The following is a 17,279-nucleotide window of genomic DNA, read 5'->3' on the forward strand; positions in this document are numbered from 1 at the left end:
AACATAGACGGCAGAAGCCCTGAAGGGGCGTAACAATTTCGAGGCACGCACATGCTCGAATTGTTGCGCCCCTTCAGGGCTACGTTTTTTGTTTGTATTATAACCCAGGCCTCAGCCTGGGCTATTATATCACGCCCTTTCAGGGCTACGTTTTGTTTCTGTTATGATCGCAGGCCTTCAGTCTGGCTATTGTATCGCGCCCCTTTAAGGATGTCTCTTCGTTTAATAGGCGGATTCTGTGGCTAGCTCGAAGGGCTCTTTCGCAGAGTCTATAACCTTACCCTCCTCACATTTCAGCACACGCGCCGGGAAGCGCTTGATCAGACCGTAGCTGTGCGTGGCCATTAGTATGGCTGTGCCGCTTTTGTTGATCTGCTGGAAGATCTTCATGATGCCCTGGGATACTTCTGGGTCGAGGTTACCGGTGGGCTCGTCGGCCAGCAGGATCATGGGTTCGTTGAGGAGCGCCCGGGCGATCACCACGCGCTGTTGCTCGCCGCCGGAGAGCTGGTGGGGCATCTTCTTTTCGATCGAGCCTAAGCCTACGTGTATGAGCACTTCGTTGAGGCGGGCCTTCATCCGGGTGGTGTCGGTCCAGCCCGTGGCCTTCATGACGAACATGAGGTTCTCGGCTACGGTGCGGTCGTTGAGAAGCTGGAAGTCCTGGAAGATGATGCCGAGCTTGCGGCGGAGCAGGGGGACCTGGCTGCTTTTTATACCGCGGATGTTGAAGCCGGCGGTAATGATCTCTCCGTGTTTCAGCGGCAGGTCGGCGTACAGGGTCTTCAGCAGCGACGACTTACCCGAGCCGGTGCGGCCCACGAGGTATACAAACTCGCTCTTCTGGATCTCAAAGTTGAGGTCGGCCAATACCGCGCGGTCATCCTGGAAAATGCTGGCGTTTTGAACGTGTACGACGGGATCATTTGAAAACATAGGCAAAAAATTTAGCCGGCAGGTCAGCTACAAAGATAAGCGACATACCGGCTAAAGAAAATCGTGCCCGGACGGATTATCCGTTTACTTTCTTGTGGTCCGCCAGGAATTTCGCCAGACCGCTGTCGGTCAGGGGATGGTTCAGCAGGCTGGTGATCACGTTGAGGGGGCAGGTCACGACGTCGGCTCCGATCTCGGCGCACTGGATCAGGTGCATGGTGTGACGCACGGAGGCGGCCAGGATCTCGGTGTCGTAGGCATAGTTATCATAGATCAGGCGGATCTGCGAGATGAGCTCCAGACCGTCTTGTGAGATATCGTCGAGGCGGCCGATGAACGGCGATACATAGCTCGCACCGGCTTTGGCGGCCAGCAGGGCCTGACCGGCAGAGAATACCAGGGTACAGTTGGTGCGGATGCCTTCGGCGGTGAATTTCTTAATGGCTTTAACGCCTTCTTTGATCATCGGCACTTTCACCACGATCTTGTCGTCGATCTTGGCCAGCTCGCGGCCTTCTTTCAGGATGCCGTCCAGGTCCGTGGAAATTACCTCAGCGCTTACGTTGTTGTCAACGATATCGCAGATGGCTTTGTAGTGTGCACGGATGTTGTCGGCGCCTTTGATGTTCTCCTTGGCCATCAGCGAAGGATTGGTCGTTACGCCGTCGAGTACGCCGAGGTCATATGCTTCTTTGATCTCGTTCAGGTTACCAGTGTCGATGAAGAATTTCATAAGTAAGTTATGTTCAGTTATTAACGATGTATACGCGAAGGCGTAAAGCCGGAAGTGATTTTATGGCGGAGAACAAAAAAAAGGGCAAACCGAACATCGCACCGCTACAACCGCCTACCCTTGCTACCTTCCGGTCCTGGGGGAGTTCAGCAGGAGCGGGGCGTGCCGGCTTGCCGGGGGGCAAAGGTAGAAGATATTTTGAATTTACCATTTCAACGATGCAAAATCGCAGTTTCTTTTTTGCCGCTCAGTTTCGCAGCTGCAGTCGCCCGCGCGACACGGCCGTCCAATTGCAGAGCTGATATAACAATCGCGCACCGACGTTGGCATCCCAGTCGTCATCTTTCCCCGGGCTTACTTCGTTGAGGTCGAAGCCGATAATCTTTCGGCCCGAGCGGACCAGCCGTTGTACGAGATATACCGCTTCCTGGAATTCCAGCCCGCCGGCGACGGGTGTACCGGTGTGCGGACACAGCTTTGGATCGAGGCCGTCGATGTCGAAGCTGATGTATACATGCTCGGGCAGCTCGCGGATGATGGCCTCGCACTGTGCATCCCATGTCGTGCCCCGGTAGCGTTGCGCCTTTAAGTCCTCGTCAAAGAATGTCACGATGCGGCTCTTCGGCCGGCGGATCATCTGCAGCTCCTCGTTGCACAGATCGCGTATGCCTACCTGCACCAAACGGCTCACCGACGTCAGCTTCATGGCGTTATACATGATCGAGGCATGCGAGTAGGTAAAGCCTTCGTATGCTTTGCGCAGGTCGGCGTGGGCGTCGATCTGCAAGATGCCGAAGTGTGGATAATGATCGGCCAGCGCGCGGATAAAGCCCAGGGGGGTGCTGTGGTCGCCCCCCAGCAGGCCTACCATCTTGCCCTCTTTCAGGTAGCGCAGCACGGTGGCCTTTACATAGATGTTGAGGCTCTCGCAGGCTTCGTTGATGCGGGGTAGGAGGGGATCGACGCCTTCGGGCTCGCCGCCGCGTTCCAGGCGACGGAGGTGCTGCTCGGCCAGGTGACGGACGCGGTCGCTCTCCGTGCGGATGCCCTCGGGAATGGGCAACAGGCTGATGCCCAGTTGCCAGGCGTTGGGAATGTCTTTGACCAGCACGTCCAGCTGCGAGGAGGCATCCAGGATGGCCTGGGGGCCCTGGGCGGTGCCGGTGTGGTAAGACACGGTCACTTCCCAGGGAATGGGGACGATGATCAGCTCGGCAGTTTGCGGCGTGAACGGCAGTCCGAACAGCTGTCCCGGAATACCCGGTCCATTCGGGTCGAACGTGCGTGGATTAAATTTCATGCGACGACGGCGTACCGGGGCTGGGATCTTATTGGAAGGTGTCGACCATTTCGGGGGTCAGATAATTTTCCAACGAGCCGTTGCCCTGGCTGATGTCGCGCCAGGAGAGGAGATTGAAGCGGATTACGGCCAGCCCGGCCGGCACCATGTCGCCGATCTCCGAACCGGTCAGGAACTCGGCCAGGTAGGAAATTGTTGGATTGTGTCCCACGCACATAACGTGGTGCTGGTCGTCTTCCAGCCCGGCCACAAACGCGAAAAAAGTGCGTGTGGAGGCCTCGTAGAGCTCTTCCTGGGGAATGACCTTGTCAGTATCGACCTTCAGGGCATCGGCGATGAGCCCGGCGGTGGCATGCGCCCGGTCGGCGGTGCTGCACAAAATGCTGTCCAGCGGCGTCTGCTGCTGGTGCAGGTACCGGCCGATCAGCAGGGCCTGTTTGACCCCCGTGGAGCTCAACGTGCGTTCCAGGTCGTTTTGACCGGGATGTTTTTCGGCGGTGTGCGCATGGCGTAATAAATACAAATAGCGGGGCATAGATGATCTTTTCTGGTCTGCTAATAACGTTGCCAGGCGTCAATATTAACATGCTAAATTTGATTTTTTAAAAATTTCCTGATATTTGACCTGTTTGAAACGTTCAACTACATGTCCAAAAACCTCGTAATAGTAGAGTCTCCGGCCAAGGCAAAAACCATAGAAGGCTACCTGGGAAAGGATTTTAAGGTGGCTTCCTCCATGGGCCACGTGCGCGATTTGCCCAAAGGAGGCGACGCAATCGATGTGGAAAATGGCTTTTTACCGACTTATGAAATAAGCCCGGACAAGAAAGACGTCATCCAAAAACTAAAAAAACTCGCCGAGGACGCCGAAATGGTGTACCTCGCAAGCGATGAAGACCGTGAAGGGGAAGCCATTTCCTGGCACTTGAAAGAGGTGCTCGACCTGACCGACGCCAAAACGCGCCGGATCGTCTTCACGGAGATCACCAAAAAAGCCATACTGAATGCCCTGGAATCACCCCGGGGTATCGATATCGACCTGGTCAACGCCCAGCAGGCCCGCCGCGTGCTCGACCGCCTCGTAGGCTACGAGCTGTCGCCGATCCTCTGGAAAAAGGTTGCTACGGGTCTTTCTGCCGGCCGCGTGCAAAGTGTGGCGGTTCGTCTGATCGTTGAACGCGAGCGCGAAATCACCAACTTCAAAGCGAAATCTTCCTATCGCGTCACGGCCGAGTTTAAGCTCGATAAAGGCAAAACGCTGGTAGCCGAGCTGTCGGAGCGATTTGACACAGAAGAGGAGGCCCTCAAGTTCCTCGAGTCTTGTGTAGGTGCTAAATACGCCATCAAAGACCTCCAGACCAAGCCCTCCAGGCGCACGCCCGCGCCGCCGTTCACCACCTCGACCCTGCAGCAGGAAGCTTCGCGCAAGCTGGGCTTCTCGGTGATCCAGACCATGATGGTGGCACAGAAGCTCTACGAAGCCGGTAAGATCAGCTATATGCGTACCGACTCGGTAAACCTGTCGGACGAAGCCCGTTCCGGTGCGATGCGCCAGATCGAGTCGGCCTACGGTAAAGAATATGTGCAACCGCGCCAGTTCAAGACCAAATCGTCGTCTGCCCAGGAAGCCCACGAAGCGATCCGGCCGACCGACTTCTCGGTCATGGACCCCGGCATGGACCGCAACGGTTTGCGTCTGTACGAGCTGATCTGGAAGCGCGCGATCGCTTCACAGATGGCCGACGCGGAATTGGAAAAGACAACGGCCACGATCAGCATCTCGACCAATCCACGCACCCTGGCCGCCACCGGCGAGGTCGTGAAGTTCGACGGCTTCCTGAAAGTATACATGGAATCCGGCGACGATGAGGATGGCGAGGAAGAGAACAGCAAAGTATTGCCGCCGCTGACGATCGGCCAGATCCTGGACCTGAACGAAATGATGGCCAAGCAGACCTTCACCCGCCACGCACCCCGCTATACGGAAGCGAGCCTGGTGAAGAAGCTGGAAGAACTCGGCATCGGCCGTCCGTCGACGTACGCGCCGACCATCACCACGGTACAAAAACGCGGCTATGTCGTAAAAGAAGTACGCGAAGGCGTAGAGCGCAAATACAACGTCTTTACGCTGAAAGCGGATAAGATCAATAAGGAAGTAGAATCGGAGATCACGGGAGCGGAAAAGAACAAGCTGTTCCCTACCAATACGGCCATGGTCGTGACCGATTTCCTCGTAGAGCACTTTCCGGACGTGACCGACTTCTCGTTCACCTCCGACATCGAGCAGGAGTTCGACGAGATCGCCAGCGGCAAGCTGGACTGGAAAAAGATGATCGATACCTTCTACCAGCCTTTCCACAAGAAAGTGACGATCACCGAAAAGGTAGAGCGTTCGTCTGTCGGCAAGGCCCGCGAGCTGGGCGTCGACCCGAAGACCGGTAAGAATGTCTATGCCAAGCTGGGCAAGTTCGGCGCCTACGTGCAGATCGGCGAGAACCCCGACGACAACGGCGGCGAGAAACCCAAGTTTGCCAGCCTTCGCCCCGGCCAATTCATTGAAAACGTGACGCTGGAAGACGCGATGGAGCTCTTCAAGATGCCGCGCGAGCTCGGTAACTTCGAAGAATTACCGGTGGTGGTGAACATCGGCCGTTTCGGCCCGTACGTGCTGCACGACAAGAAATTTGTCTCGATCCCGAAGGACTACGATCCGTACAGCATCGACCTCGAAAAGTCGATCGAACTGATCGAGAACAAACGCGTGGCGGATGCCAATAAGACCATCAAGCTCTTCGACGAGAATCCGGATATTCAGGTCCTGAACGGTCGCTTTGGCCCGTACATCAAAGCCGGCAAGAAGAACGTGAAGATTCCGAAAGGGAAGGAACCGAAAGATCTGACACTGGAAGAGTGTTTGACCCTGGCAGCGGCAGCGCCCGAGAAGAAGGGACGGTTTGGCCGCGCTGTCAAGACGGCGGCCACGCCTGCGAAGACGGCAGCGCCTACGAAGGCTGTCAAGACGGCGAAAAAGGCAGCAGCCAAGAAGACGGCAACCAAGACTGCCGGGAAGACGACAAAAAAGAAGAAATAGGAGTCATTTGGACTGCTGCAGGAATGCTATGAAAAGCCCGGGTTTCCGGGCTTTTTTAGTTTCAGTTGCTGACAGGTCTGAGTCCCGCTCGCTCACACTTGCCAGATACATGCCCCCGGATCGATTCCGATACGGAGATGTTTTGAAATGGGTTTATAATAGTCCTATAAGGCTATTACAATGCTATTTCAATACTATGTCAATGCTATTTCAATACTATGATATATCCGAAGTTGCCCGCACGAAGGATACCGGAATCCCATAATTCAGGAAAAATCCCCGCTGGATCCCCCCATCGGGGCATAGGTTATTCCCCGGCAGGTGCTCACTTTTGCGTACCTTTAACGGATGAAGAAGATCGTTGTATTGACGGGTGCGGGCATTAGTGCCGAAAGTGGTATCCCCACCTTTCGCGATTCGAACGGCTTGTGGGAAGGGCACCGGGTGGAGGATGTGGCCTCGCCGGAGGGATGGCATCGCGATCCGGCCCGGGTGCTGGACTTTTATAACCAGCGTCGCAAAAAGGCACGCGAAGTGCAGCCCAACCGCGGGCACGTGATCCTGGCCGAGCTGGAGGACTATTTTGACGTGACCGTCGTGACACAGAACGTAGACGACCTGCACGAGCGTGCGGGGTCGACCCGGGTGATACACCTGCACGGCAGCTTGTTCGAGTCGCGGAGCACAAAGAATGAACGCCTGGTGTATCCGATCGAGGGTTGGGAGCTGAAACTCGGCGACCTGTGTGAGCAAGGCGCACAATTGCGGCCGAACATTGTGTGGTTTGGCGAGATGGTGCCGCTCATCGAAGTGGCCGCTCACCATGCGTCGGGCGCCGATGCGTTTTTAGTCGTGGGAACATCGATGGCGGTGTACCCGGCGGCGGGGCTGATCAGCTACGTGCCGTACGATGCGTTGAAATATGTTGTGGACCTGAAAATACCCGATGTGGGCGCGTTGCCCTACCTTAAAACGATCCAGGACAAGGCCAGTACGGGCATGGAGCAGGTGAAGAAAGAGCTGTTGGAGTGGATCGCCTAAACATCCATACGATTTTCGCTAACTTCGAAAGTTAATAGTGCTTTGATCATGAGAAAAGTCGCCTGCCTGCAGGTCATCATCATCCTGGTGACCATTACCCAGACCTTTGGCCAAAAAGTAAAATACAAAGACATCTTCGGACTGCTCGGCACCAAGCAATACGAGGCCGCCGAACCGTTTCTGAAAAAATACCTAATCGAGAACCAGGACAATCCCAATGCCTTTTTATTCATGGGCATGATCTACCAGGAAAAATCCGTCAAGGACGACCTGCTCAAGCAAACGCCCCGCGTCATAGCCTCGATGGACTCGGCCATCTATTTCTACAACAAGGCCTATCAGACCATGACCGAAAAGGAGATCAAGCGCAACGACGAATATTACCAGATGTACAACCGTCGCGACCTGCGCACAGGCGAGTTCGGTGTAAAGCTGTCGGATGTACAGTTCGACCTCGAGAAACGCATGGAAGGGCTGCGTGAGCGCATCGACAAGGTTAAGATGGTGCGGCATTACTTCGCGCTGTCAGACTCGCTCTATAAGAAGTGTAATACGCTGTACAAGGCGGTACAGGGGGCCTATCCCGGCCAACGTGAGCTATACCTGCGCGGCGACCAGCCGTTGACGTCGATGCTGAAAGCGCTGGCGATCCGCTTCGACTCGTCCACAAAAGCGTTCGAGCACTATAAGAGCAGCCTCGTGACGCTGGGCAAAACATCGTATAACCAGATCATGGCGCTGAACGAGATCACCGACCTGAAGAAGGACGGCGCGTCGCTGGCCAGCTTCTACCAGGACAACCTGCAGGTGTGGGACTACGGCCGCTTTGCCGACAATACCGTGCAGGTGATCGAGAAAGAGATCATGCCGATGCGGGAGCACCTGCTGTCGTACGATGCCGAGATCAACAAGCTGCATGAGAAGCTCGCGAAAGACACGGTATCAGTGCGCAGCGACCTGACGGCCCTGATCGATAAACTTCTGCTGGAGCAGCTCAAGAAGTTTGATGCCAATCCGCTGCCGATGGAAGTGTTCAGCCTCAAGACGGCCGACCTGGAGTATCGGTCGGTACGCATCGAGCACCGCAAGCAAACCGATACCACCAACGTCCACCTGCAACTGGAGCGCGCCCGGAAAGAAGTGAAGCTGGTAAGCCGTCTCGACAGCATCGCTGCCAAGCTGGATTCGGAGGATATCGATCGTAAGGCAGAAGATTATAACGACTTTGTCACAAAGGCGTATCAGACGCCGGCGGCGTTGAAAGCATACGTGAAGGATCGAAAAGATTTTGCCGATCGTGAAGCGCGCCGGGCCCGTGCGGCGTTGGCGCGTCGGCAAGAATCGCTGCGGTGGTTGGTGAATGGTGTCGATTCGATTCCGCTGTATGTGGGAGTAATGCGTTCGAAGTTCAAACCGGTGGCGATCGTGGAGGAGAAATACACGGCCGGGCTGGTGTACAAAGATTCGTTGAATGCCGAGGGATATTTTTATACCATCACACCGGCACGTGTGCCGGATGTGAAAGTGACGTTCCCGGTAGACAAACCGAACTTTAAATTGTCACGTCTGCCGCAGGTCAGGATGGTGACGTATTCCGATGCCGCGGGGCAGTTGTACTTCATCCTGGTGTACGCCGAGCGCGCTACGAAGGATAACAAATATCCCGCTACACTGGCCAAGATATACCGCTCGGACGGACTGGCGTGGAGCCACTCCTATACGTTGCCTTTTATACCCAAAGAGTTGGTGTTCAAACAAGAGAACGGCGAAGTGCAGCTCAAGGCAGATGCCCTGCAAAGCATGATCGACAAAAATGGCAAGATGCTGAAATAGTTAGCGGCTATAAAGAAAGGAAAGTATAAGGTCGGGAGTAAAAGGGTAGGCGTATTAAGCGCCGCCTACCAGTTTTTTCCAGTCAGAGAAACGCATATCGACGCGGATCTTCATCTTTTCGTAGTTTTCCCAGCTATCGGTTACGTGATAGATAGAGGGCAGTGTGCGGACCAGGATCTGGTCGTAGTCGTTGCGATACAGACCGCCACCGTAGTAATAGTACGTGAACATATTGCCTTCGCGGCTGAAGAGCTCATAGCCCAGGTAACCATCCCAGATCTCACTTAAGATCGTACAGGAAATTTCTCTTCGTTTGAATCGGAAGATCTGATTTGATGCTTCATCCTCGAAATACTCCGAGTAAAGATCTGAGTCGATTATCCAGCCCAGGTACATGCCGATGTGGACGTACGCCTGCTCGATGGGAAGCGAGTCAGGGAAATTTCCAAGGAAGTGACTCTTGGCATTGTCGTAGATGGTCTTCTGGATATCGGCTTTCTTTTCCATATAAATTTGGTTCTGATTTAGGCTCTTAACAAGTTTAACGCCGATTAGGCTCTGAAACAACTAATACCGGTACTTTATCTTCTAGTGAAAGAACTTGTAACCGATAAAAATTGCCGCCACGACACCTGCAAGATCGGCCAATAAGCCAACCGCAAGGGTGTAGCGTATTTTCCGAATATTAACGGATCCGTAGTAGAGTGCAATGACATAAAATGTGGTTTCCATACATCCGCGGAAAATAGAAGCAAGATTACCGACAAAAGTGTCGACACCGTACTGTCTGACTACGTCCGCCCACACCGCCCTTGCGCCACCGCCACTCAGCGGACGAATAAACGCCACCGGCAAGGCATCTACAAAATCCGTATTGAGCCCGAAAAACGCGACCATGTACTTCACACCATCGGTTAAATAGGTTAATGTACCCGACGCGCGAAACACACCAACGCCTACCATAATTGCTACCAGGAAGGGAATGATCTTGATCGCCATTTGAAATCCTTCTTTCGCGCCATCAATAAATGTGTCAAATAGGTTAATCTTCTTACGCACACCGAGGATCATAAAAAGGGAAATAACCGACATGATAATGATACCGGTTACCAGATCGGAGACACGGAGCAGCTCTTCCTGCGGTAAACGAGACGCATACCACACGGCGGTGCCGATCACCGTTATAAGTCCGGCCATATAGGCGGCGACCACACGGTCGAAGCGTATGCGCTGCCGGATGCTGAGATAGGTAAATGCCACCATGGTAGAACAGAACGTTGCAAGCAAGGCAGGAATAAAAATGCTGGTCGGGTTCACGGATTTCTGAGCAACGCGGTCGGCAATGATCGCCAGGGGTATAACGGTTAAGCCCGATATGTTCAACGCGATGAACATGATCTGCGCATTGGAGGCCGTCTCTTTATCGGGATTAAGCTCTTGCAGCTCATGCATAGCTTTTATGCCGAGAGGCGTGGCCGCGTTATCCAGACCGAGTATGGTCGCACTGAAGTTCATAATGATGGCGCCGGTCGCCGGATGGTCGCGGGGTACTTCGGGGAACAAACGCGAGAAGAAGGGGCCCACCAGCCGGGCAAAGATGGTAATGATGCCGCCACGCTCGCCGATCTTCATCAGACCCAGCCAAAGCGACATCACGCCGACAATGCCGAGAGAAAGATTTACAGCACTCATGGCGGTATCAAATGTCGACTTCAACATTTCCGGGAACACCGTCATATCGCCGGCAAAGACCAGCTTGACGAGTGCCATTACAAAGGAAATGAGAAAGAATGCGATCCAGATGTAATTCAGCGCCATAGGAAAAGATGTAAACAGAAAAGGTACTGCATGTTATTAAAAAAATACCACTACACAAACCTGCCGGCAGGGCAGGTCTACTTGTCTACCGGAGGTGTTCCAACTAATGGGCGGAAGGCTTGCCCGCCATAGCGCCTCGCGACGGCGGGAGGAGGTTGAGGATATGACAGCCCGCCAGTGCGGCGGTCTCTGTGCGCAGGCGGCTCTTGCCTAAGCTCACTTTGCGAAAGCCTGCGGCAAGCGCTTGTGTCAGCTCGGCTTGTGAGAAGTCGCCTTCGGGCCCTATCAGCAAGAGATAGGAGGGAGCGGCGGGCATGTCGATGAGATGGTCGGGATTGTCCTGGTCCACGTAGGCGATAAACCGGCCGTGCGTGTCGGTCTGACCGATCACGGTTTGAAACGGCACGAGACCGTCGATCACCGGCAGGGTCGCCTTCAGGGATTGTTTCATGGCACTGATGGCCACTTTCTCCAGGCGGTCTTTCTTGAGGTACGTGCGCTCCGTGTGCTCGCACTCCATGAGGGTGATGCGGCTTACGCCGATCTCCACGGCCTTCTCCACAAACCACTCGATGCGGTCTGCATTCTTGGTGGGCGACACGGCGATGTGGATGAACGCCGTGGGTGGCGCCGCGGCAACCTGTTGCTCGATGCGGAAAACACACTGCCGGTCGTTGGCCTGTGTGATGATGGCGTCATAAAAGAAACCTTTGCCGTCGGTGATGCGCAGGGCATCGCCCGCCTGGCGGCGGAGCACCTTCACGCAGTGCCGCGACTCGTCGGCATCGAGGTGAAGGACACCTTCGGTCAGTAAAGGTTGATAAAAGAGATTCACGCTCAGGCGTATTGTTGCACGAGGCGCTCGACCAGCTGTACGTAGTCTTGCATGGCCGTGTCGGCGCTCTTGCCTTTTATCTCGGCCCAGGCGTCGTACTTGGCAATGGCTTTAAAGTCAAAGCCGCCCGGACGATCGCCGGCTACATCGCCCTCGGTGGCTTGTTTGTATAAGGCATAGAGCTGCAGCAGCTCTTCGTTGGAGGGACGTTTGGTCAGGGATTGTGAGCGGCCCACGGCGGCTTCAAATTGTTCTTTCAGGGACGACATAGTGTGATGGGGTTGATCGTTAAACGGCGGTCCTGCCTATCGGCAGGCAGGCTGAAAATGTTGATTCGTTACCCGACAGGGGCTGCTGAGAGCTCACCCGCCAGGTAACGAATCGTTATGCTGTAGCAAAAGGGTTATCCACGGGTTCCTACGGGCACATACGCACGCTGCGTAGCGCCGGTGTAGATCTGACGCGGACGGCCGATCGGCTCTTTATTCTCACGCATTTCTTTCCACTGTGCGATCCAGCCGGGCAGGCGGCCCATGGCGAACATCACCGTGAACAGGTCTGTCGGCAGCCCGAGTGCGCGGTAGATGATGCCGGAGTAGAAGTCTACGTTCGGGTACAGCTTGCGCTCGACGAAGTACGGATCTTTGAGGGCCGCTTCTTCCAGCTTCTGGGCGATCTCCAGCACCGGGTCGTTGATACCCAGTTTGCCCAGTACGTCGTCGGCAGCTTTCTTGATGATCTTCGCGCGCGGGTCGAAGTTCTTATACACACGGTGCCCGAAGCCCATCAGGCGGAACGGGTCGTTTTTGTCTTTGGCTTTGTTGATCCACTTCTCGGTGTCGCCGCCGTCTTTCTTGATCTGTTCCAGCATGACGATCACTTCCTGGTTGGCACCGCCGTGCAACGGTCCCCACAAGGCGTTGATACCGGCCGACAGCGAAGAGTAGATGCTGGCTTTCGAAGAGCCTACGATGCGCACGGTAGAGGTAGAGCAGTTTTGCTCATGGTCGGCGTGCAGGATCAGCAGTTTGTCCAAGGCAGAGGCCACGACCGGGTCTACTTCATATTGCTCGGCCGGAAGGGCGAACATCATCTTGAGGAAGCGGGAGCAGTAGTCGAGGGAATTGTCCGGATAGTTCACCGGGTGCCCCACGGCATTCTTATACGCCCAGGCGGCGAAGGTCGGCATTTTGGCCATGGACCGTACGATGCTGAGATACACGCCGTCGACGGCGCGATTCGGATCGAGCGACTCGGGGTAGAAGGCTGTCTGCGAGCAAAACAACGATGCCAGTACGCCCATGGGATGGGCGGTGGACGGAAAGCCGTCCAGGATCTTCTTCACATCTTCGTGCACCAGGGTGTGGGTCTTGATATCGTGCGAGAAGGTGTTGTATTGTTGCTGCGTCGGCAGCTCACCAAAGATCAACAGGTAGGCTACTTCCAGGAAATTCGATTTCTCTGCCAGCTCTTCGATCGAATAACCACGGTAACGCAGAATGCCTTTGTCGCCATCCAGGAAGGTGATGGCGCTCTTGGTCGCTCCCGTATTTTTGTAACCTAAGTCAAGCGTCACCGCGCCTGTCTTTTCGAGCAGCTCGGCGATGTCGATGCCCACTTCATTTTCCGTCCCTACCACCAGGGGCAACGTGTATGACTTTCCGTCAATAATTAGTTCAGCAGTTTTTGACATGTTTTTAATGATTGTTACAGCGGTTTTAAATATACAGGCTAGATTTTTGCAAGCGAAAGGAATGCATTAAAAAAAGCGTTTTTTCTAATTATTACCCAGGATCAGGGGCAGTCCGTCCTTGGATGACCCAACGATCACCACCTTGCTGTTAGGCGATTTCGACAGCTCCAGGGTAGCTTCAATCCCTCTCATTTTCAAGAGTTTATCAGACAAGCTGCTGTTCACGATATTGTTGGCGCGCGCCTCGCCCTCGGCAGCGATACGCTTCCGCTCGGCCTCGCTCTTCTCTTTGTCCAGCCGGAACTGGTAGGCCAGTGCTTCCTGTTGCTGCTGCAGCTTGCTTTCGATGGCCACACGGATCTGGTCTGGCAGTTGGATGGACCGGATAAGTAAGGCCACCATGGTGACGTTGTTGGCATGGAGTATCTTTTCGGACTCCTCTTTTATAGTAGCTTCCACCTCAGCGCGTTTGGTTGAGTAGATCTCTTCCGCGGTAAACCGGCCCATGACCTGGCGTACGGCAGACCGTACTTCGGGTATGACCAGTACGTTGATATAGTCGAGGTTAAACTTCTCATAGATGTGTCCTACCATTTCCGGGATCGGTTTAAACCGGACGGAGATGTCTACGTGGATCGACAGCCCGCTTTTGTCGAGCACATCCATGTTCTCGTCCTGCGACGTCTCCTGAACGTTGTAGATGAACACATCGTTCCAGGGAGCCTTCATGTGAAAACCGGGTTGGATGACGTTGTCTTTGTCGAGTCCGTCCCCGAATTTGTAGAACACCACGGCCCGTTGGGTGGCGTTGACGGTAAAGAACAGGCTTGAAGAGATTCCCAGGAGTACGAAAAAGGCAATCACCCCCACGATGATCAGGGGTAGAATTCGACGATTGTTCATGGTATAGGTATAGGTTTGTGGCTGGCTGGTAAGTGCGCGTCCGGGTGGGTGGCAGTGATCAAAGCTACGAATAAAAACGTTCGTGAGGCCGAAACTTTTCCGTTTTCGCCATAGTAAACCACGATTTTATCTCCTATCTTGAAAAGGTTGAGCAGATTTTACGTTTTATCCCGCCGTTGTTTCATCCCCTTGTATAGCTTGCACCCTGAAAGTTTGCTTTGGCCTACGGAATGAATGCGAGTTGCTTTGCTTATGGTGAGCTTACGGATCTACGGAAGATGGTGCGCAGGGTAGGGTACTGTTGTCTCTTGTGGCTTGTCTGCACGACAGCCAACGCGCAAACGGCTCGCATCGAGGGCCTTGTCCGTGAATTTACACAGGCGACCGACGGCCGCGACAAGTGCGACATCCTCCATCAGCTTACCGCCGAAACCTGGGACTACAACTTCGAGACCGCCCTGGAGTACGCCAAGGACGCGCACAACTTCGCCCGCCGGATCTCCTACGGCCGAGGCATAACCCTTGCCCTAACAGACATCGGCACGTACTATTACTTTACCGGCAACTACAAGCTCTCGATGAGCTACTACCGGCGGGCATTGACGGCCTCGCCCGACAATCTGACGCAGCCCACGTACCTGGCCGAGACCTATACCCGCATGGCCAACCTGCACCGGATCTATGCCAACTTCGATTCGTGCGAGGTGTACTTTCGCAAGGCCGAAGGCTGCCTGGAAGAACGGGCCATAACGCCGGCCCACGGTGTGCTCTACCACAACCGTGGTTTGGTGCGGTACGAGCAGTCGCGGTTTGAAGAAGCACGGCAGTATTTCCGCCAGGCCCTGGAGGTGCGGCTCGCCCTGGGCGACAGCATGGCCTGCGGCGAGTCGTGGAAGACCATCGGCGTGACCCACACGGCTATGCATTCGTTTGATTCCGCATCCTACTATTTCAACAAGATCCGCACGCTGGCGCTTCGTCACAACAACCCCGAGCTGCTGATGTTCTATAACCTGCACCAGGGCGAGGTGTTCTTCGGACAAGGTGATTTTCTGCAGGCCATGCGCCTGTTCAACGCTGCGCTGGACACGCTCAACCATCATCCCTTTAAACGCTACCAGGCCATCGTGCTCAAGAATATCGGCCGCATCTTCGAGACCCAGGGCGACTACCAGAATGCGCTCGACTTTTTTTACCGGTCGCTCAAGATCGACGAGTCGGCGGAGCACCGCCAGGAGGCCGCCCGCACCTATATCCAGATGGGCTGGGTACACGCCGAGCAAAGCGACATCCCCAAGGCCTACATGCGCGCCAACGGCGCCCGCAAGATCTTCCGCGCTATCGGCGACCAGGCGGGCCTCGCGCAGTTCTATACGTTGCGCGGTTACATCGGCCGCCGCGAAGGACGCCTAACCGAAGCGTTACACGACTATGACTCGGCGCTGGCCATCCTGGTGCGGGTAAACTTGCCGGTGTTGGAGGGCACCGTCTACGACCACAAGGCGCAGATCCTGCTGCAACAAGGCGATTACGTGGAGGCCATACGGTACGAGACCCAGGTCTATACGCTGGCCTATAAATACAAGGACTACGCCGGCCTGGCCTGGCACTATAACACCATGTCCAAGATCATGCTGGCCCAAAAGGAATATGGTCAGGCCGAGCATTTTGCGCTGGCGGCGCTGGCCCAGCTAAAGACCGTGGGCTCGGCCGACCTGATGCGCGAAGTATACAGCAACCTGTCGGCGATGTACCGGGGCAGCGGGCGCTATGAAAAGGCGATGGAGTTTTACGAGGCGTATATCCGCATCAGCGACAGCCTCTATACCGGTGCCGTCGCCACGCGCCAGGCGGAGCTCAATGCGCTGTACCAGCTGGAAAAGAACGAGCAGGAGATCGGGATGCTGAATCAGCAAAACAATATGCAGCAGTCGTTGCTGGCCGCGCAGAAAAGCCGGCTGCGTTTTCAGAACACGGTGCTGATCCTGGCGGTGGTCGCCTGTGTGCTCATGGCGGTACTGGTGGTGATCTTCTTTCGCTATAACCGCAGTAAGACGAAAGCCAACGAAGAGCTGAGCCGCCTGAACCGCGAGATCTTCGATCAGAAGGAAGAGATCCAGGCCCAGTCGGAAGAGCTGAGCAACGCCAACCGGGCCCTGGTGCGCCTCAACATGGAGCTGACGGAAAAGACCGAAGAGATCCAGGCGCAGTCGGAAGAGCTGCGCGAGACCAACGAGATGATCGTAGAGATCAACCGCGACCTCGACCTGAGTGTGACCAAACGCACCGCGCAATTAAAAGAAGCCTATAAAGAGCTCGATACATTCTTCTACCGCTCGTCGCACGACTTCCGCCGTCCGCTGACCACCTTTATGGGGCTGGCCGAAGTGGCCAAGATCACCGTAAAAGACAAGACGGCCCTCGAACTGTTCGAAAAGGTAAAAGAGACGGCCCGCAGCCTCGACAAGATGCTGGTCAAGCTGCAATCCATCAGCGACGTGGGCGCGCAGGAGCTGATCTACAAAGAAGTGTTGGTGGAGGAATTGTTCCATACGGTATGCAAAGGTTTCCGGGACGAGCTCGACCAGCGCGGCATCGTTACCACGTGTGTGGTGTCGCTGCCGGAGGCATTCGTGTCGTATCCGGCCATGATCCGGATCATTCTGGAAAATCTCGTAGAGAACTCCATCCAGTTCAGCACCCCCTATAAACCCCATATCACTTTGCGGGCGTACCAGGCAGGCACCGATTGCGTCATGGAGGTCGAAGACAACGGGCAGGGTATACAAAAGGACCTGGGCGATCGCATTTTTGACATGTACTTCCGCGGCAGCGAACGCTCGAAGGGCAACGGCCTGGGATTGTATATCGTGAAGAAGGCCGTGGAGAAGCTCAAGGGCTCCATCCGTTTCGATACCGCCGTCGTGGCGGGCGCCAAGTTCATTCTGACCTTCCCGCTGCACGACGACCGGTGGCCGGTGATGCCGCGATAAAGCAGCATATAAAAAAATCGTGTGGAGAAACAGGGCCTCCCTGTGGAATAACAAATGCGGCCGAGGTTTGTTAGTGATAAATGAGTATCTTGTTCAGCCTACA

Annotated in this window: 14 protein-coding genes and 1 other RNA gene; 4 read left to right on the plus strand and 11 right to left on the minus strand. The window is 55.0% G+C overall.

Annotated features, from left to right (window positions below):
* Positions 1–222: 222 nt before the first annotated feature.
* The 5 genes from KK078_RS18305 to KK078_RS18325 all read right to left on the minus strand — a co-directional run bounded on the left by KK078_RS18305 (position 223) and on the right by KK078_RS18325 (position 3,504).
* Positions 223–936, minus strand: a complete 714-nt coding sequence (locus tag KK078_RS18305; protein WP_254091755.1) for a cell division ATP-binding protein FtsE — start codon at positions 934–936, stop codon at positions 223–225.
* A gap of 76 nt (positions 937–1,012) precedes the next feature.
* Positions 1,013–1,669, minus strand: a complete 657-nt coding sequence (gene fsa / locus KK078_RS18310) for a fructose-6-phosphate aldolase (protein WP_254091756.1) — start codon at positions 1,667–1,669, stop codon at positions 1,013–1,015.
* Between the two features lie 80 nt (positions 1,670–1,749).
* Positions 1,750–1,844, minus strand: an RNA gene (ffs, locus tag KK078_RS18315) — signal recognition particle sRNA small type.
* A gap of 72 nt (positions 1,845–1,916) precedes the next feature.
* Complete coding sequence (locus tag KK078_RS18320; protein ID WP_254091757.1) at positions 1,917–2,969, minus strand: agmatinase family protein; 1,053 nt, start codon at positions 2,967–2,969, stop codon at positions 1,917–1,919.
* Between the two features lie 28 nt (positions 2,970–2,997).
* Positions 2,998–3,504 carry a SixA phosphatase family protein gene (locus KK078_RS18325; protein WP_254091758.1) on the minus strand — a complete coding sequence of 169 codons (507 nt, stop codon included), beginning with the start codon at positions 3,502–3,504 and terminating at the stop codon, positions 2,998–3,000.
* Between the two features lie 111 nt (positions 3,505–3,615).
* Between KK078_RS18325 and topA the strand changes: the two genes are divergently transcribed.
* The 3 genes from topA (at position 3,616) to KK078_RS18340 (ending at position 8,934) form a co-directional block, all read left to right on the plus strand.
* Entirely contained in the window at positions 3,616–6,060 is a 2,445-nt protein-coding gene (topA, locus tag KK078_RS18330) for a type I DNA topoisomerase (protein WP_254091759.1), read from the plus strand.
* A gap of 348 nt (positions 6,061–6,408) precedes the next feature.
* Positions 6,409–7,101: an SIR2 family NAD-dependent protein deacylase gene (locus KK078_RS18335; protein ID WP_254091760.1), complete on the plus strand. Its 693-nt coding sequence runs from the start codon at positions 6,409–6,411 to the stop codon at positions 7,099–7,101.
* A 48-nt stretch (positions 7,102–7,149) separates the two neighbouring features.
* Positions 7,150–8,934: a hypothetical protein gene (locus tag KK078_RS18340; protein ID WP_254091761.1), complete on the plus strand. Its 1,785-nt coding sequence runs from the start codon at positions 7,150–7,152 to the stop codon at positions 8,932–8,934.
* A 54-nt stretch (positions 8,935–8,988) separates the two neighbouring features.
* Here the strand turns inward: KK078_RS18340 and KK078_RS18345 are convergent, their stop codons facing one another.
* From KK078_RS18345 to KK078_RS18370, 6 genes are all read right to left on the minus strand, one after another.
* Positions 8,989–9,441 (minus strand): DUF7832 domain-containing protein, encoded by a 453-nt coding sequence (locus KK078_RS18345; protein WP_254091762.1) that lies wholly within the window; start codon positions 9,439–9,441, stop codon positions 8,989–8,991.
* Between the two features lie 81 nt (positions 9,442–9,522).
* Positions 9,523–10,752, minus strand: a complete 1,230-nt coding sequence (locus KK078_RS18350) for a nucleoside recognition domain-containing protein (RefSeq protein ID WP_254091763.1) — start codon at positions 10,750–10,752, stop codon at positions 9,523–9,525.
* A 103-nt stretch (positions 10,753–10,855) separates the two neighbouring features.
* The gene (locus tag KK078_RS18355; protein ID WP_254091764.1) at positions 10,856–11,587 is read right to left on the minus strand and encodes a 16S rRNA (uracil(1498)-N(3))-methyltransferase; all 732 of its coding nucleotides are present in this window, start codon (positions 11,585–11,587) and stop codon (positions 10,856–10,858) included.
* A 2-nt stretch (positions 11,588–11,589) separates the two neighbouring features.
* A complete protein-coding gene (locus tag KK078_RS18360) occupies positions 11,590–11,856 on the minus strand; it encodes an acyl-CoA-binding protein (RefSeq protein WP_254091765.1) in 267 nt (88 codons plus the stop codon).
* Between the two features lie 134 nt (positions 11,857–11,990).
* Complete coding sequence (locus tag KK078_RS18365) at positions 11,991–13,280, minus strand: citrate synthase (RefSeq protein ID WP_254091766.1); 1,290 nt, start codon at positions 13,278–13,280, stop codon at positions 11,991–11,993.
* 84 nt (positions 13,281–13,364) lie between these two features.
* A complete protein-coding gene (locus KK078_RS18370; RefSeq protein WP_254091767.1) occupies positions 13,365–14,183 on the minus strand; it encodes a prohibitin family protein in 819 nt (272 codons plus the stop codon).
* A 278-nt stretch (positions 14,184–14,461) separates the two neighbouring features.
* Between KK078_RS18370 and KK078_RS18375 the strand changes: the two genes are divergently transcribed.
* A complete protein-coding gene (locus KK078_RS18375; protein WP_254091768.1) occupies positions 14,462–17,176 on the plus strand; it encodes a tetratricopeptide repeat protein in 2,715 nt (904 codons plus the stop codon).
* Positions 17,177–17,279 lie beyond the last annotated feature (103 nt).

It is taken from the genome of Dawidia soli (assembly GCF_018598185.1).
Lineage (GTDB): Bacteria > Bacteroidota > Bacteroidia > Cytophagales > Cyclobacteriaceae > Ohtaekwangia > Ohtaekwangia soli.

Bases quoted from the DNA above. Each gene is read 5' to 3' on its own strand.
- fsa (WP_254091756.1), bottom strand. From the start codon at position 1,669: ATGAAATTCTTCATCGACACTGGTAACCTGAACGAGATCAAAGAAGCA.
- KK078_RS18340 (WP_254091761.1), top strand. From the start codon at position 7,150: ATGAGAAAAGTCGCCTGCCTGCAGGTCATCATCATCCTGGTGACCATT.
- KK078_RS18370 (WP_254091767.1), bottom strand. From the start codon at position 14,183: ATGAACAATCGTCGAATTCTACCCCTGATCATCGTGGGGGTGATTGCC.
- KK078_RS18375 (WP_254091768.1), top strand. From the start codon at position 14,462: ATGGTGCGCAGGGTAGGGTACTGTTGTCTCTTGTGGCTTGTCTGCACG.
- KK078_RS18350 (WP_254091763.1), bottom strand. From the start codon at position 10,752: ATGGCGCTGAATTACATCTGGATCGCATTCTTTCTCATTTCCTTTGTA.
- KK078_RS18345 (WP_254091762.1), bottom strand. From the start codon at position 9,441: ATGGAAAAGAAAGCCGATATCCAGAAGACCATCTACGACAATGCCAAG.
- KK078_RS18365 (WP_254091766.1), bottom strand. From the start codon at position 13,280: ATGTCAAAAACTGCTGAACTAATTATTGACGGAAAGTCATACACGTTG.
- KK078_RS18335 (WP_254091760.1), top strand. From the start codon at position 6,409: ATGAAGAAGATCGTTGTATTGACGGGTGCGGGCATTAGTGCCGAAAGT.
- KK078_RS18325 (WP_254091758.1), bottom strand. From the start codon at position 3,504: ATGCCCCGCTATTTGTATTTATTACGCCATGCGCACACCGCCGAAAAA.
- topA (WP_254091759.1), top strand. From the start codon at position 3,616: ATGTCCAAAAACCTCGTAATAGTAGAGTCTCCGGCCAAGGCAAAAACC.
- KK078_RS18360 (WP_254091765.1), bottom strand. From the start codon at position 11,856: ATGTCGTCCCTGAAAGAACAATTTGAAGCCGCCGTGGGCCGCTCACAA.
- KK078_RS18305 (WP_254091755.1), bottom strand. From the start codon at position 936: ATGTTTTCAAATGATCCCGTCGTACACGTTCAAAACGCCAGCATTTTC.
- KK078_RS18320 (WP_254091757.1), bottom strand. From the start codon at position 2,969: ATGAAATTTAATCCACGCACGTTCGACCCGAATGGACCGGGTATTCCG.